The organism is Shigella sp. FJ200513 (assembly GCF_040495915.1).
Taxonomy (GTDB): domain Bacteria; phylum Pseudomonadota; class Gammaproteobacteria; order Enterobacterales; family Enterobacteriaceae; genus ECMA0423.
On record NZ_JBDYCV010000024.1, the window covers coordinates 31,582 to 47,487 of the forward strand.

Annotated in this window: 17 protein-coding genes and 1 pseudogene; 13 read left to right on the plus strand and 5 right to left on the minus strand. The window is 52.2% G+C overall.

From position 1 onward, the window contains the following. Nucleotides 1–89: 89 nt before the first annotated feature. Nucleotides 90–980: a DNA-binding transcriptional regulator HcaR gene (gene hcaR / locus ABZJ92_RS07740; protein ID WP_000423255.1), complete on the plus strand. Its 891-nt coding sequence runs from the start codon at nucleotides 90–92 to the stop codon at nucleotides 978–980. 159 nt (nucleotides 981–1,139) lie between these two features. Further along, nucleotides 1,140–2,279, plus strand: a complete 1,140-nt coding sequence (locus tag ABZJ92_RS07745) for a 3-phenylpropionate MFS transporter (protein WP_000244177.1) — start codon at nucleotides 1,140–1,142, stop codon at nucleotides 2,277–2,279. Here ABZJ92_RS07745 and csiE read toward each other — a convergent pair. The 3 genes from csiE to suhB all read right to left on the minus strand — a co-directional run bounded on the left by csiE (nucleotide 2,271) and on the right by suhB (nucleotide 5,544). Further along, nucleotides 2,271–3,551, minus strand: coding sequence for a stationary phase inducible protein CsiE (gene csiE, locus ABZJ92_RS07750; RefSeq protein ID WP_025745380.1), 1,281 nt, complete (start codon nucleotides 3,549–3,551; stop codon nucleotides 2,271–2,273). The two genes, ABZJ92_RS07745 and csiE, sit on opposite strands and share 9 nt — an antisense overlap. A gap of 190 nt (nucleotides 3,552–3,741) precedes the next feature. Then, nucleotides 3,742–4,596 carry an alpha/beta hydrolase gene (locus ABZJ92_RS07755; protein ID WP_005047302.1) on the minus strand — a complete coding sequence of 285 codons (855 nt, stop codon included), beginning with the start codon at nucleotides 4,594–4,596 and terminating at the stop codon, nucleotides 3,742–3,744. Nucleotides 4,597–4,740: 144 nt separating this feature from the next. Then, a complete protein-coding gene (suhB, locus tag ABZJ92_RS07760; protein ID WP_000553449.1) occupies nucleotides 4,741–5,544 on the minus strand; it encodes an inositol-1-monophosphatase in 804 nt (267 codons plus the stop codon). A gap of 118 nt (nucleotides 5,545–5,662) precedes the next feature. Between suhB and trmJ the strand changes: the two genes are divergently transcribed. From trmJ to sseB, 11 genes are all read left to right on the plus strand, one after another. After that, nucleotides 5,663–6,403 (plus strand): tRNA (cytosine(32)/uridine(32)-2'-O)-methyltransferase TrmJ, encoded by a 741-nt coding sequence (gene trmJ / locus ABZJ92_RS07765; RefSeq protein ID WP_000940019.1) that lies wholly within the window; start codon nucleotides 5,663–5,665, stop codon nucleotides 6,401–6,403. Between the two features lie 269 nt (nucleotides 6,404–6,672). After that, on the plus strand, nucleotides 6,673–7,161 hold the full coding sequence (iscR, locus tag ABZJ92_RS07770) for a Fe-S cluster assembly transcriptional regulator IscR (protein WP_001241357.1): 489 nt from the start codon (nucleotides 6,673–6,675) through the stop codon (nucleotides 7,159–7,161). 111 nt (nucleotides 7,162–7,272) lie between these two features. Further along, nucleotides 7,273–8,487, plus strand: coding sequence for a cysteine desulfurase (gene iscS, locus ABZJ92_RS07775; protein WP_001295373.1), 1,215 nt, complete (start codon nucleotides 7,273–7,275; stop codon nucleotides 8,485–8,487). 27 nt (nucleotides 8,488–8,514) lie between these two features. After that, nucleotides 8,515–8,901, plus strand: coding sequence for a Fe-S cluster assembly scaffold IscU (gene iscU / locus ABZJ92_RS07780; protein ID WP_000331707.1), 387 nt, complete (start codon nucleotides 8,515–8,517; stop codon nucleotides 8,899–8,901). Between the two features lie 16 nt (nucleotides 8,902–8,917). Beyond that, nucleotides 8,918–9,241: an iron-sulfur cluster assembly protein IscA gene (gene iscA, locus ABZJ92_RS07785; RefSeq protein WP_000028953.1), complete on the plus strand. Its 324-nt coding sequence runs from the start codon at nucleotides 8,918–8,920 to the stop codon at nucleotides 9,239–9,241. Nucleotides 9,242–9,336: 95 nt separating this feature from the next. Beyond that, nucleotides 9,337–9,852: a co-chaperone HscB gene (hscB, locus tag ABZJ92_RS07790; RefSeq protein WP_000384405.1), complete on the plus strand. Its 516-nt coding sequence runs from the start codon at nucleotides 9,337–9,339 to the stop codon at nucleotides 9,850–9,852. Nucleotides 9,853–9,868: 16 nt separating this feature from the next. Then, entirely contained in the window at nucleotides 9,869–11,719 is a 1,851-nt protein-coding gene (hscA, locus tag ABZJ92_RS07795; protein WP_001196601.1) for a Fe-S protein assembly chaperone HscA, read from the plus strand. 1 nt (nucleotide 11,720) lies between these two features. Further along, a complete protein-coding gene (gene fdx / locus ABZJ92_RS07800) occupies nucleotides 11,721–12,056 on the plus strand; it encodes an ISC system 2Fe-2S type ferredoxin (RefSeq protein WP_001124469.1) in 336 nt (111 codons plus the stop codon). A gap of 11 nt (nucleotides 12,057–12,067) precedes the next feature. Next, on the plus strand, nucleotides 12,068–12,268 hold the full coding sequence (gene iscX, locus ABZJ92_RS07805; protein WP_000523616.1) for a Fe-S cluster assembly protein IscX: 201 nt from the start codon (nucleotides 12,068–12,070) through the stop codon (nucleotides 12,266–12,268). Nucleotides 12,269–12,326: 58 nt separating this feature from the next. Continuing rightward, complete coding sequence (gene pepB, locus ABZJ92_RS07810; RefSeq protein WP_000133598.1) at nucleotides 12,327–13,610, plus strand: aminopeptidase PepB; 1,284 nt, start codon at nucleotides 12,327–12,329, stop codon at nucleotides 13,608–13,610. Between the two features lie 141 nt (nucleotides 13,611–13,751). Beyond that, a complete protein-coding gene (sseB, locus tag ABZJ92_RS07815) occupies nucleotides 13,752–14,528 on the plus strand; it encodes an enhanced serine sensitivity protein SseB (RefSeq protein WP_001295479.1) in 777 nt (258 codons plus the stop codon). A 31-nt stretch (nucleotides 14,529–14,559) separates the two neighbouring features. Here the strand turns inward: sseB and timP are convergent, their stop codons facing one another. Together timP and sseA are read right to left on the minus strand one after the other, a co-directional pair. Beyond that, entirely contained in the window at nucleotides 14,560–14,685 is a 126-nt protein-coding gene (timP, locus tag ABZJ92_RS07820; protein ID WP_001385884.1) for a small toxic inner membrane protein TimP, read from the minus strand. A gap of 661 nt (nucleotides 14,686–15,346) precedes the next feature. After that, nucleotides 15,347–15,829: pseudogene (gene sseA / locus ABZJ92_RS07825) on the minus strand (3-mercaptopyruvate sulfurtransferase); the annotation flags it as partial. Between the last annotated feature and the right edge of the window lie 77 nt (nucleotides 15,830–15,906).

Genomic DNA, 15,906 nt, shown 5'->3' on the forward strand with positions numbered 1-15,906 from the left:
GCCATAAGGATGTTGCTGGTTGGTTGCTAATATGTGAAATAGTTAATTTCTACCAGCTGAGACGTTTTTTCGATAACAAGGGGAAGGTGATGGAACTACGGCATTTACGCTATTTCGTCGCAGTGGCGCAGGCACTGAACTTTACCCGTGCGGCGGAAAAACTGCATACCTCACAGCCTTCGTTAAGCAGCCAGATCCGCGATCTTGAAAACTGTGTCGGTGTTCCGTTACTGGTGAGGGATAAGCGCAAAGTCGCGTTGACGGCGGCGGGAGAATGTTTTCTCCAGGACGCGCTGGCAATCCTCGAACAAGCGGAAAATGCCAAATTACGGGCGCGGAAAATTGTTCAGGAAGACAGACAATTAACCATTGGCTTTGTGCCATCGGCGGAAGTGAATTTATTGCCAAAAGTATTACCGATGTTTCGTCTCAGACAGCCAGACACCTTGATTGAGCTGGTGAGTTTAATCACCACGCAACAGGAGGAAAAAATTCGCCGTGGTGAACTCGACGTCGGCTTAATGCGCCATCCTGTTTATAGCCCGGAGATTGATTATCTGGAGCTTTTTGACGAACCATTAGTGGTGGTGTTACCGGTTGATCACCCTTTAGCACATGAAAAAGAGATCACCGCCGCGCAACTGGATGGCGTGAATTTCGTCAGTACCGATCCGGCGTATTCCGGTTCGCTTGCGCCGATCGTTAAAGCGTGGTTTGCGCAAGAAAACAGCCAGCCAAATATCGTCCAGGTGGCAACGAATATTCTGGTGACCATGAATCTGGTGGGCATGGGGCTGGGCGTCACTTTGATACCCGGTTATATGAATAATTTTAATACCGGGCAGGTTGTTTTTCGTCCCATTGCCGGAAATGTGCCTTCCATTGCTTTACTGATGGCGTGGAAGAAAGGGGAGATGAAGCTGGCATTACGCGATTTCATCGCCATTGTGCAGGAACGTTTGGCAAGCGTAACGGCATAATTACGCATTATTTTTGCAACATGCGTCGCGGATCGCAGTTTTTTAGTGCTTGTGAACTGGCGTTACAGACATCGGGAAGCAGGCTCGAATATTCTTATTTTTCAACTTGCACCAACATTCGATTAACCCCAGACTAACGCCTCCTGACGGGAGGGACTCATGGTTTTGCAATCCACGCGCTGGTTGGCGCTCGGCTATTTCACATACTTTTTTAGTTACGGCATTTTTTTACCTTTCTGGAGCGTCTGGCTTAAAGGGATTGGTTTAACGCCAGAAACCATCGGCCTGTTATTGGGGGCAGGTCTGGTTGCCCGTTTTCTCGGGAGTTTGCTCATCGCGCCCCGCGTCAGCGATCCTTCCCGCCTGATTTCCGCCTTGCGCGTGCTGGCACTGCTGCCACTTCTCTTTGCTGTCGCCTTCTGGGCGGGGGCGCACGTAGCGTGGCTGATGCTGGTGATGATTGGCTTTAACCTCTTTTTCTCACCGCTGGTACCGTTGACCGATGCACTGGCGAATACGTGGCAAAAGCAGTTCCCGCTTGATTACGGCAAAGTGCGACTGTGGGGCTCGGTGGCGTTTGTCATTGGCTCGGCGCTGACGGGCAAACTGGTCACTATGTTTGATTATCGGGTGATCCTCGTGCTGTTGACGTTGGGCGTGGCATCCATGCTGCTCGGCTTTCTCATCCGTCCGACGATTCAGCCACAAGGGGCAAGCCGCCAGCAGGAGAGCACCGGTTGGTCTGCGTGGTTGGCGCTGGTTCGCCAGAACTGGCGCTTTCTGGCCTGCGTTTGTTTATTGCAGGGGGCACATGCGGCCTATTACGGTTTTAGCGCCATTTACTGGCAGGCAGCTGGCTACTCGGCCTCGGCGGTGGGGTATTTGTGGTCGCTGGGCGTGGTGGCGGAAGTCATTATCTTTGCGCTGAGTAATAAACTTTTCCGCCGTTGTAGTGCTCGCGATATGCTGTTGATCTCGGCGATTTGCGGCGTAGTGCGCTGGGGCATTATGGGAGCAACTACGGCGTTGCCGTGGTTGATAGTGGTGCAAATTCTGCATTGCGGCACCTTCACGGTCTGCCACCTGGCCGCCATGCGTTATATTGCTGCTCGCCAGGTTAGCGAAGTCATCCGTTTACAGGCGGTTTACTCTGCCGTCGCGATGGGCGGCAGTATCGCTATCATGACCGTTTTCGCCGGTTTCCTGTATCAATATCTGGGCCACGGCGTGTTCTGGGTAATGGCGCTGGTGGCGCTTCCGGCAATGTTTTTGCGCCCGAAAGTTGTTCCCTCATGCTGATTCGAGCATTTTGCGGATCTGCTCCTGTTGATGTGTTGTCAGCGTCAGGTCCGTATAGATCAGCGGTGGTGAAAAGAGCGGTAACGGCATGGTATAAGGCGCAATAATCAGTGCCGCGCCACGCGGAGCGCCTGTCTGCAAAAATGCCTTTACCGACATATGCTTAATGTTGAGCGGCAGTAACGTTAGTTCGCGTAACTGCTGCTCAATCTGCGCTTCTCGCTCGCTATCATTCCCGGTCAGTAGAATAATCTGTTTTTCATGCAGATCGTTTTCCTGCATTAGCCAGGCACCGAAAATCACCGCGACCAGACCACTTTCCTCATCAGAAAGATGGACGCCGTATTCACTTTCAAATCCGGCCAGCGCCGCGCGGGTGGTGCGTACCAGGCGTGGATACAGTCTGGCGAACTCTTCCTGCAGGGTATTATCAATACCGATGGCAAACAAACTGCGATTTAACGCCTGGGCGAGGTGGATATAAAGCTGATCACATAACCCCTGTTCATCATAAAAACGAACATTTCCCAGCTCACGAAAATGGTTTACCAGACGTTTGATAGACTGACGCAATTGTCTGTCCCGCTGATGCGCATCCCGCAGTGGATCGGGAACCCGCAACATGGAAAAAAGTAATGCCATAAACAGTGGCTCATCAGGCGGTACATGCTGGAGCGCCCGACGCTGCCAGTGGCGTCCAATTTCCTGCGCTACCTGAAATTCAAGGCAGGATTCCGCCCAGCGACGTTGGAGCGGATTAAACTGAGGCGTAATTCCAGCGTGGTGCTGCAGCAAACAATATTGCAGATACAGACACAGGAAATGAATATCGCGCGATTCAAAGCGTTTTTGCAGCCGTCGGGAGCAGAGATTCACTAACGCTTGTAGATTGGTATCGTCGTAAAAGTTACGCGCAATTCCGCGCCGCTTCAGTTCACTCTTCAGGGCGGGGGTGAATTGGCTGGTAATAAATGACGGACACAGACGGAAACCACGTCGTAGCCAGTGAAATAAACACAAACGTTGGTTAAGCACTGTACCTTCAACCCGGTAGCTACCGTCATAACCAGTCGTCAGTGTGAGTTGATGATAGCGCAGGATCTCCCGTCCTGTTTCGCTGATATCAAGACTGGCAATATCATCATCCACACCATTAAGCTCGCTGAAGGTTGCCATGGTGGCGGTCAACCCCGGCTGAAAGAGCGTCAGCAAGATCTGGCAGCGGCGCTGGGGAGCCGAAAGGACAGATGGTGGAGCAAGCGTAGGCATCATCTGTAGATCTCCCATAAGCATAATTGATAAGAATAGCTAAAGTTTGCTCAGGGAAATGGCGAAGGGAATGCTAATCATCAGAAATGTTGGCAAGCGTCACAGAATTTTTCTCATTTTAAACTGTTCTGACCAGTGGATTAGCATGTCTTAAGGTGGTTTTGTGAATGATTATCGTGCTAGCGATCATGGGTTAGTTCTGCGGATTCAACGCGCTAAGGATAAAGTCCACCATCTGTTCGCGATAAACATTGCCGTGACGATCGGAAAAAGCATCAATGTGTTCGCCATCCGGGATTAGGATCAACCGTTTTGGCTCTTTTGCCAGGCTATACAACTTTTCGCTGTGCTGCCATGGGATAACGTGATCGGCTTTACCGTGAATGAGTAAAAGCGGGATCGGGCTGACGCTGGCGATGTAATTTTCGCCGCTGTAACTCTCATCAAGTAAGTAGCCACTGCCGGGGATCATCTGGTTGGCGATGGTTGCATAAGAGGCAAATGTGGAGTCGAGGATCACCGCACGTATGCCTTCACGATCACCCTGACCAATAACAGCAAGAATATTCGCCCCGCCAATACTCTGCCCGAACAGCACCAGCTGTTGTGGGTTTACATCACTGCGATGGCGCACCACATTGATGGCGCTTTGCGTATCGTCCAGCAATCCGGCCTGGGACGGAGTGCCTTTTGATTTACCAAACCCGCGATAATCAAACATAAAAACGTTGAAATTACGCTCAGGTAACCAACTGACCAGCGGCCAGTGGGCGGACATATTTCCGGCATTGCCGTGAGCATGAATGATGGTTGCGATGGCGTTGTCAGCAGGGCCCGTCGAAGAAGGAATAAACCAGCCTTGCAGACGAGTACCGTCCTTAGCCGTAAATTCGACGGATTCCGCCGACCAGGGGTCGGGACCGTAAATTTTATCGTCAGGATAATAGAAGAAGTTGATGGCAACGCGCGGCACTAAATAAACGCAGAAGGCAACAACAAAGAGAATAAACAGAATTTTGGGAACGCGTTTGTTCACTGGCAGTGCCATAACCTTTCCTTGCGACTTCTTTATCATCCATTAATCGGGGAAAGATGGTGGGAGAGTGACGAAAGAAAGTAAAGCGGTGAGGAAGTATTTCGGAATAGCGCCTGAAAGGCGAGGGCGGGTGAGTGATATCACCCGCCTGAGTCATTAATGCTTCAGAGCGTCGCTTAACTCGTCACGCATGTTCGCCAGTATGGCTTTCACAACACGCGGGTTACCAGCAACGATGTTACCGGTCAGCATATAGTTATGACCACCGGTGAAGTCGCTGACGATGCCGCCCGCTTCACGAACCAGCAGCTCGCCTGCCGCGAAATCCCACGGACGCAGACCGATTTCAAAGAAACCGTCAACACGACCCGCAGCGACGTAAGCCAGATCCAGCGCCGCAGAACCGGTACGACGGAAGTCTGCACATTCGTTGAACAGCTTGCCGACGATGTTGATGTAGGTAGTGGCGTACTGTTTTGCTTTGAACGGGAAGCCGGTCGCCAGAATGGTACCGTCGAGATCGCGAGCGGTGCTACCGCGCAGACGGTAGCCGTTCAGCTGTGCGCCTTGACCGCGAGTGGCGGTGAACAGTTCGTTACGCATAGGATCGTATACCACAGCAACTTCGGTGCGGCCTTTGATACGAACGGCGATAGATACCGCGAAGTGCGGCAGACGTTTGATAAAGTTGGTAGTACCATCCAGTGGATCGATAACCCATTGAACATCCTGATCAGTACCTTCAAGTTCACCGCTTTCTTCGGTGATGATGGTGTGCTGTGGGTAAGATTTACGAATCGTGTCGATAATCACCGCTTCGGCAGCTTTATCTACGTTGGTCACGAAATCGTTACTGCCTTTCTGGCTCGCTTCTACAGCGTCCGGGGTTTCATAGTTTTTGGCAATTAAATTACCCGCCTTGCGCGCTGCGCGCACGGCGATGTTCAGCATCGGATGCATCGGTCTCTCTCACTGGATGTTAAAGAACGGGAAAACGGCGCAGAGTATAGCAGCGAGATCGGCATCTGTCTTCGTTTTATGATAAGATGCGTGAATAATCTTTAGATGAAGAAAGACAATGCTGCAAAATATTCGAATTGTGCTGGTGGAGACGTCACACACCGGCAATATGGGTTCTGTTGCCCGTGCCATGAAAACAATGGGATTAACCAATCTGTGGCTGGTTAATCCACTGGTGAAACCCGACTCCCAGGCGATTGCCCTGGCTGCAGGGGCCAGCGATGTGATTGGTAATGCTCACATCGTCGATACGCTCGACGAAGCGTTAGCCGGTTGTAGCCTGGTGGTGGGCACCAGCGCACGCTCCCGCACGCTGCCGTGGCCGATGCTCGACCCGCGCGAATGCGGTCTGAAAAGCGTCGCTGAAGCGGCAAATACCCCGGTGGCGCTGGTGTTTGGTCGTGAGCGCGTCGGCTTGACCAATGAAGAGTTGCAGAAATGCCATTATCATGTCGCGATTGCGGCAAACCCGGAATACAGTTCGCTGAACCTGGCAATGGCGGTTCAGGTTATTGCCTATGAAGTGCGTATGGCCTGGCTGGCAACTCAGGAAAATGGCGAGCAGGTCGAGCATGAAGAGACGCCGTATCCGCTGGTCGATGATCTGGAGCGTTTTTATGGTCATCTGGAACAAACGCTGCTGGCAACCGGTTTTATCCGTGAAAACCATCCGGGGCAGGTGATGAATAAATTGCGCCGTCTGTTTACCCGTGCGCGCCCGGAAAGCCAGGAATTGAATATCCTGCGCGGGATTCTGGCTTCTATTGAGCAGCAGAATAAAGGTAACAAGGCCGAATAACAGTGGTTGCCTGATGCGACGCTTAACGCGTCTTATCAGGCCTACAATGTACAGAATCGTAGGTCGGATAAGGTGTTCACACCGCATCCGACAACAGGTACAAACGCCACGATAAAAAAATGGCACTGAAGGTTAAATACCCGACTAAATCAGTCAAGTAAATAGTTGACCAATTTACTCGGGAATGTCAGACTTGACCCTGCTATGCAATACCCCCACTTTTACAATAAAAAACCCCGGGCAGGGGCGAGTTTGAGGTGAAGTAAGACATGAGACTGACATCTAAAGGGCGCTATGCCGTGACCGCAATGCTTGACGTTGCGCTCAACTCTGAAGCGGGCCCGGTACCGTTGGCTGATATTTCCGAACGTCAGGGAATTTCCCTTTCTTATCTGGAACAACTGTTTTCCCGTCTGCGTAAAAATGGTCTGGTTTCCAGCGTACGTGGACCAGGCGGTGGTTATCTGTTAGGCAAAGATGCCAGCAGCATCGCCGTTGGCGAAGTGATTAGCGCCGTTGACGAATCTGTAGATGCCACCCGTTGTCAGGGTAAAGGCGGCTGCCAGGGCGGCGATAAATGCCTGACCCACGCGCTGTGGCGTGATTTGAGCGACCGTCTCACCGGTTTTCTCAACAACATTACTTTAGGCGAACTGGTTAATAACCAGGAAGTGCTGGATGTGTCTGGTCGTCAGCATACTCACGACGCGCCACGCACCCGCACACAAGACGCGATCGACGTTAAGTTACGCGCTTAATAAAAAGAATTCAGAATCAGGCCGGAGTGCTAAATACTCCGTAAACACGGTCGTACATCCAGCCGGTAGCCTGATTCCTTGCATTGAGTGATGTACGGAGTTTATAGAGCAATGAAATTACCGATTTATCTCGACTACTCCGCAACCACGCCGGTGGACCCGCGTGTTGCCGAGAAAATGATGCAGTTCATGACGATGGACGGAACCTTTGGTAACCCGGCCTCTCGTTCTCACCGTTTCGGCTGGCAGGCTGAAGAAGCGGTAGATATCGCCCGTAATCAGATTGCCGATCTGGTCGGCGCTGATCCGCGTGAAATCGTCTTTACCTCTGGTGCAACCGAATCTGACAACCTGGCGATCAAAGGTGCAGCCAACTTTTATCAGAAAAAAGGCAAGCACATCATCACCAGCAAAACCGAACACAAAGCGGTACTGGATACTTGCCGTCAGCTGGAGCGCGAAGGTTTCGAAGTCACCTACCTGGCACCGCAGCGTAACGGTATTATCGACCTGAAAGAACTCGAAGCGGCGATGCGTGACGACACCATCCTTGTTTCCATCATGCACGTAAATAACGAAATCGGCGTGGTGCAGGATATCGCGGCTATCGGCGAAATGTGCCGTGCTCGTGGCATTATCTATCACGTTGATGCAACCCAGAGCGTGGGCAAACTGCCAATCGACCTGAGCCAGTTGAAAGTTGACCTGATGTCTTTCTCCGGTCACAAAATCTATGGCCCGAAAGGTATCGGTGCGCTGTATGTGCGTCGTAAACCGCGTGTACGCATCGAAGCGCAAATGCACGGCGGCGGTCACGAGCGCGGTATGCGTTCCGGCACTCTGCCTGTTCACCAGATCGTCGGAATGGGCGAAGCCTATCGCATCGCAAAAGAAGAGATGGCGACCGAGATGGAACGTCTGCGCGGCCTGCGTAACCGTCTGTGGAACGGCATCAAAGATATCGAAGAAGTTTACCTGAACGGTGACCTGGAACACGGTGCGCCGAACATTCTCAACGTCAGCTTCAACTACGTTGAAGGTGAGTCGCTGATTATGGCGCTGAAAGACCTCGCAGTTTCTTCAGGTTCCGCCTGTACGTCAGCAAGCCTCGAACCGTCCTACGTGCTGCGCGCGCTGGGGCTGAACGACGAGCTGGCACATAGCTCTATCCGTTTCTCTTTAGGTCGTTTTACTACTGAAGAAGAGATCGACTACACCATCGAGTTAGTTCGTAAATCCATCGGTCGTCTGCGTGACCTTTCTCCGCTGTGGGAAATGTACAAGCAGGGCGTGGATCTGAACAGCATCGAATGGGCTCATCATTAATCGGTATCGGAATCAGGAGAATTTATAATGGCTTACAGCGAAAAAGTTATCGACCATTACGAGAATCCGCGTAACGTGGGTTCCTTTGATAACAACGACGAGAACGTCGGCAGCGGCATGGTGGGTGCACCGGCCTGTGGCGACGTAATGAAGTTGCAGATTAAAGTCAACGATGAAGGTATCATTGAAGACGCGCGTTTTAAAACTTACGGCTGCGGTTCCGCTATCGCTTCCAGCTCCCTGGTCACCGAATGGGTGAAAGGGAAGTCTCTCGACGAAGCGCAGGCGATCAAAAACACCGATATTGCTGAAGAACTTGAACTGCCGCCGGTGAAAATTCACTGTTCTATTCTGGCAGAAGACGCGATCAAAGCCGCCATTGCGGACTATAAAAGCAAACGTGAAGCAAAATAAGAGTTGAGGTTTGGTTATGTCGATTACACTGAGCGACAGTGCAGCAGCGCGAGTAAATACCTTTCTGGCTAACCGCGGCAAAGGGTTTGGCCTGCGTCTGGGCGTGAGAACCTCCGGATGTTCAGGTATGGCTTATGTACTGGAATTTGTTGACGAACCGACGCCGGAAGACATCGTGTTTGAAGACAAAGGCGTGAAAGTCGTGGTCGATGGCAAAAGCCTGCAATTTCTGGACGGTACGCAGCTGGACTTCGTAAAAGAAGGCCTGAATGAAGGGTTTAAATTCACCAACCCGAACGTTAAAGATGAGTGTGGTTGCGGCGAAAGCTTCCACGTTTGATGCGCATACCGATAACCCCACCGTGGTCGCCTGCGCGTGGGGTTTGTTTTACCTGATTCGCCGTTATCGCGGCGGATCGCAGCCCTGAGAATGTTATGGATTACTTCACCCTCTTTGGCTTGCCTGCCCGTTATCAACTCGATACCCAGGCACTGAGCCTGCGTTTTCAGGATCTACAACGTCAGTATCATCCTGATAAATTCGCCAGCGGAAGCCTGGCGGAACAACTCGCCGCCGTACAGCAATCTGCAACCATTAACCAGGCCTGGCAAACGCTGCGTCATCCGTTAATGCGCGCGGAATATTTGCTTTCTTTACACGGTTTTGATCTCGCCAGCGAGCAGCATACTGTGCGCGACACCGCGTTCCTGATGGAACAGTTGGAGCTGCGCGAAGAGCTGGACGAGATCGAACAGGCGAAAGATGAAGCGCGGCTGGAAAGCTTTATCAAACGTGTGAAAAAGATGTTTGATACCCGCCATCAGTTGATGGTTGAACAGTTAGACAACGAGGCGTGGGACGCGGCGGCGGATACGGTGCGTAAGCTGCGTTTTCTCGATAAACTGCGGAGCAGTGCCGAACAACTCGAAGAAAAACTGCTCGATTTTTAATTTCTGGAAGCTAAACATGGCCTTATTACAAATTAGTGAACCTGGTTTGAGTGCTGCGCCGCATCAGCGTCGTCTGGCGGCTGGTATTGACCTGGGCACAACCAACTCGCTGGTGGCGACAGTGCGCAGCGGTCAGGCCGAAACGTTAGCCGACCATGAAGGCCGTCACCTGCTGCCATCTGTTGTTCACTATCAACAGCAAGGGCATTCGGTGGGTTATGACGCGCGTACTAACGCAGCGCTTGACACCGCCAACACCATTAGTTCTGTTAAACGCCTGATGGGGCGCTCGCTGGCTGATATCCAGCAACGCTATCCGCATCTGCCTTATCAATTCCAGGCCAGCGAAAACGGCCTGCCGATGATTGAAACGGCGGCGGGGCTACTGAACCCGGTGCGCGTTTCTGCGGACATCCTCAAAGCACTGGCGGCGCGGGCAACTGAAGCCCTGGCAGGCGAGCTGGATGGTGTAGTTATCACCGTTCCGGCGTACTTTGACGATGCCCAGCGTCAGGGCACCAAAGACGCGGCGCGTCTGGCGGGGTTGCATGTTCTGCGCTTACTTAACGAACCGACTGCTGCGGCTATCGCCTACGGGCTGGATTCCGGTCAGGAAGGCGTGATCGCTGTTTATGACCTCGGTGGCGGGACGTTTGATATTTCCATTCTGCGCTTAAGTCGCGGCGTGTTTGAAGTGCTGGCAACCGGCGGTGATTCCGCGCTCGGCGGCGATGATTTCGACCATCTGCTGGCGGATTACATTCGCGAGCAGGCGGACATTCCTGATCGTAGCGATAACCGCGTTCAGCGTGAACTGCTGGATGCCACCATTGCAGCCAAAATCGCGCTGAGCGATGCGGACTCCGTGACCGTTAACGTTGCGGGCTGGCAGGGCGAAATCAGCCGTGAACAATTCAATGAACTGATCGCGCCACTGGTAAAACGAACCTTACTGGCTTGTCGTCGCGCGCTGAAAGACGCGGGTGTAGAAGCTGACGAAGTGCTGGAAGTGGTGATGGTGGGCGGTTCTACTCGCGTGCCGCTGGTGCGTGAACGGGTAGGCGAATTTTTCGGTCGTCCACCGCTGACTTCCATCGACCCGGATAAAGTCGTCGCTATTGGCGCGGCGATTCAGGCGGATATTCTGGTGGGTAACAAGCCAGACAGCGAAATGCTGCTGCTTGATGTGATCCCACTGTCGCTGGGCCTCGAAACGATGGGCGGCCTGGTGGAGAAAGTGATTCCGCGTAATACCACTATTCCGGTGGCCCGCGCTCAGGATTTCACCACCTTTAAAGATGGTCAGACGGCGATGTCTATCCATGTAATGCAGGGTGAGCGCGAACTGGTGCAGGACTGCCGCTCACTGGCGCGTTTTGCGCTGCGTGGTATTCCGGCGCTACCGGCTGGCGGTGCGCATATTCGCGTGACGTTCCAGGTCGATGCCGACGGTCTTTTGAGCGTGACGGCGATGGAGAAATCCACCGGCGTTGAGGCGTCTATTCAGGTCAAACCGTCTTACGGTCTGACCGATAGCGAAATCGCTTCGATGATCAAAGACTCAATGAGCTATGCCGAGCAGGACGTAAAAGCCCGTATGCTGGCAGAACAAAAAGTAGAAGCGGCGCGTGTGCTGGAAAGTCTGCACGGCGCGCTGGCTGCTGATGCCGCGCTGTTAAGCGCCGCAGAGCGTCAGGTCATTGACAATGCTGCCGCTCACCTGAGTGAAGTGGCGCAGGGCGATGATGTTGACGCCATCGAACAAGCGATTAAAAACGTAGACAAACAAACCCAGGATTTCGCCGCTCGCCGCATGGACCAGTCGGTTCGTCGTGCGCTGAAAGGCCATTCCGTGGACGAGGTTTAATATGCCAAAGATTGTTATTTTGCCTCATCAGGACCTCTGCCCTGATGGCGCTGTTCTGGAAGCTAATAGCGGTGAAACCATTCTCGACGCAGCGCTGCGTAACGGTATTGAGATTGAACACGCCTGTGAAAAATCCTGTGCTTGCACCACCTGCCACTGCATCGTTCGTGAAGGTTTTGACTCACTGCCGGAAAGCTCAGAGCAGGAAGACGACATGCTGGACAAAGCCTGGGGACTGGAGCCGGAAAGCCGTTTAAGCTGCCAGGCGCGCGTCACCGACGAAGATTTAGTGGTCGAAATCCCGCGTTACACTATCAACCATGCGCGTGAGCATTAACAGAGGTTAGTATGGGACTTAAGTGGACCGATAGCCGCGAAATTGGCGAAGCACTGTACGATGCGTATCCCGATCTTGATCCGAAAACGGTTCGATTCACCGATATGCATCAGTGGATTTGCGATCTGGAAGATTTCGACGACGACCCGCAGGCATCCAACGAGAAAATCCTCGAAGCGATTTTGTTAGTCTGGCTGGACGAAGCCGAGTGAATGAACGGGCTGCCTGGGGGTAGCCCGTTTTGCTGTTAAACGAATAAGGATAACTAAAATGACAGAAGCGATGAAGATTACCCTCTCTACCCAACCTGCCGACGCGCGCTGGGGAGAAAAAGCAACTTACAGCATTAATAATGACGGCATTACCCTGCATTTGAACGGGGCAGACGATCTGGGGCTGATCCAGCGTGCGGCCCGCAAGATTGACGGTCTGGGCATCAAGCATGTTCAGTTAAGCGGTGAAGGCTGGGATGCGGATCGCTGCTGGGCATTCTGGCAAGGTTATAAAGGCCCGAAAGGCACGCGTAAAGTGGAGTGGCCGGATCTGGACGATGCCCAGCGCCAGGAACTGGATAACCGCCTGATGATCATCGACTGGGTGCGTGACACCATCAACGCACCGGCAGAAGAATTGGGACCATCGCAACTGGCACAGCGTGCTGTTGATCTGATCAGCAACGTCGCGGGCGATCGTGTGACTTATCGGATCACCAAAGGCGAAGATCTGCGTGAGCAAGGTTATATGGGGCTGCACACTGTCGGGCGCGGTTCAGAACGTTCTCCGGTATTGCTGGCGCTGGATTACAACCCAACTGGCGATAAAGAAGCACCGGTGTACGCGTGCCTGGTAGGTAAAGGTATCACTTTTGACTCCGGCGGCTACAGCATCAAACAGACTGCGTTTATGGACTCGATGAAGTCGGACATGGGCGGCGCGGCAACGGTTACCGGGGCGCTGGCATTTGCCATTATGCGCGGACTGAACAAGCGCGTGAAGCTGTTCCTCTGCTGTGCGGATAACCTGATTAGCGGCAATGCGTTCAAGCTGGGCGATATCATCACCTATCGCAACGGTAAAAAAGTTGAAGTGATGAACACTGATGCCGAAGGGCGTCTGGTGCTTGCCGATGGTCTGATTGATGCCAGTGCGCAGAAACCGGAAATGATCATTGATGCGGCGACCCTCACCGGGGCGGCGAAAACTGCGCTGGGTAATGATTATCACGCGCTGTTCAGTTTTGACGATGCGCTTGCCGGTCGTTTACTGGCGAGTGCCTCACAAGAGAACGAACCATTCTGGCGTCTGCCGCTGGCGGAATTCCACCGCAGCCAGCTGCCGTCTAACTTTGCCGAACTGAACAATACCGGAAGCGCGGCGTATCCGGCAGGCGCGAGCACGGCGGCGGGCTTCCTGTCGCACTTTGTTGAGAACTATCAGCAAGGCTGGCTGCATATCGACTGCTCGGCGACTTACCGTAAAGCGCCGGTTGAACAGTGGTCTGCGGGCGCTACGGGACTTGGTGTGCGCACGATAGCTAATCTGTTAACGGCGTAAACTAATATGCCGGATGCGGCGTAAACGCCTTATCCGGCCTACAAATTCTGCAAATTCAACAAATTGCGAATCCCTTGTAGGCCTGATAAGCGTAGCGCATCAGGCATTTGCGCCCCGAACGTTGAATGAATTGTGGTTCTTATGTCCGAAACAAAAAACGAACTTGAAGACCTGCTGGAAAAAGCAGCAACCGAACCGGCGCACCGCCCGGCCTTTTTCCGTACTCTACTGGAATCCACCGTCTGGGTGCCTGGTACGGCGGCGCAGGGCGAGGCTGTGGTTGAAGATAGTGCGCTTGATTTACAGCACTGGGAAAAAGAAGACGGCACCAGCGTCATTCCTTTTTTCACCTCGTTAGAAGCGCTTCAACAGGCGGTTGAAGACGAACAGGCATTTGTCGTAATGCCCGTTCGCACATTGTTTGAGATGACCCTTGGCGAAACGCTCTTCCTTAATGCCAAACTGCCGACCGGTAAAGAATTTATGCCGCGTGAAATCAGTTTGTTGATTGGTGAAGAGGGAAATCCGCTGAGCAGCCAGGAAATCCTGGAAGGCGGTGAATCGCTGATATTATCGGAAGTCGCAGAGCCGCCAGCACAAATGATTGATTCACTCACCACCTTATTTAAAACCATTAAGCCGGTGAAGCGTGCTTTTATTTGTTCAATTAAAGAGAACGAAGAGGCACAGCCTAATTTACTTATTGGCATTGAAGCCGATGGTGATATCGAAGAAATTATTCAGGCGACGGGAAGTGTAGCGACCGATACATTACCTGGCGATGAACCAATCGATATTTGTCAGGTGAAAAAAGGGGAAAAAGGAATTAGCCACTTTATTACCGAACATATTGCGCCATTCTATGAACGTCGCTGGGGTGGTTTTTTGCGTGACTTTAAACAAAACCGGATAATCTAAAATATGCCGCCCTAAAGGGCGGCATTCGGGCTTACTTGCTGCTCTGAAGGTTGTTAACCACCAGTAAATTGTCGCCGGAGAGACTCCGGTTATTATTTACTTGGGAAAACAGCGCACCAGAAACAATAAGTACGATACAGAAGCACCGTATCTTCATTGTGCGGTCCATGCGAAGACCGCATCACGACAGCACCACTGGCGATATTGCCGCGATAGCAAGCGCTGAGACGCGCTTGCTCTAACGGTCGCGGAACATCCTTTCCTTAAGCCAGCGCCCGCTTGCGAGACGGCGGAAAGGGCCGCAGTGGATAATACACTAACAGAACAATAATAACTCTCTTTTGCTTGACAAAAAGAGAGTTACTGGCGAGTATTGTCTCCGCTGAGACGCGCTTGCATTACTACGGTAATACAACCTGCTGGAAAGGCCGCGAACCGGACCAGCAACAAATAACCGCCTGATTTTGGCGGTTTTTTGTTTTTTAAAGGAAAGTAAATTTACATGTTTAAGTAATATCTTTTACCGGTTAGAATTTTTAATTTTGAGCAGGATTTGTTTATATTTGTCTGAATTCGGACTAATAAGCCAGGTTATTTTATTACCGAACACGGCGGAAAGGGCCGGTGTCGATAATACGCTAAATAAACAATAATTACTCTCTTTTGCTTGACAAAAAGAGAGTTACTGGTGAGTATTGTTTTGCTGTGAAGCACCTGCGTTGCTCATGTAACACAAGTCAACCTGCTGGAAAGGCCGCGAACCAGACCAGCAATAAAAAAACGCCAAATTCGGCGGTTTTTTATTGCCTGTAATATACTTATTTCACTGGCTCAACCGGTAAATCTGCCCGCGCGCCCCATTCACTCCATGCGCCGTCGTACAGTTTCACGTTTGGCACATCCAGCGTCGCGAGTGCTAACAAAACCACGGCTGCCGTTACACCAGAGCCGCAGCTGACGATAATCGGTTTGTCATAGCTGACGCCGCGACCAAAAAATATCGCATCCAGTTCATCGGTCGTTTTTAGTTCGCCTTCGCGCACCAGTTCCGTCCACGGAACGTTCAATGCACCGGGAATATGTCCGCGACGTAAACCTGGGCGAGGTTCATCAACTTCTGCGTTAAAACGTGCAGCCGGGCGGGCATCAATAATTTGCGCCGTATTTTCATGGCTTGCCAATAACACATCGGTTACTTTCACCACTGCTTCAGGATTAAACGCGGCGTTAAACTCTCCTTCCGGCAGCTCTACTGCACCTTCTTCTAATAGCAGGTCATCGCGCTGCCAGCCTGCAAGTCCCCGTTACTTTATTCGTACCCCTTATAATGGGGTGTTAGCCAGCCAGACCCGGCATGATTACTGCCCCCAGTCGTCCA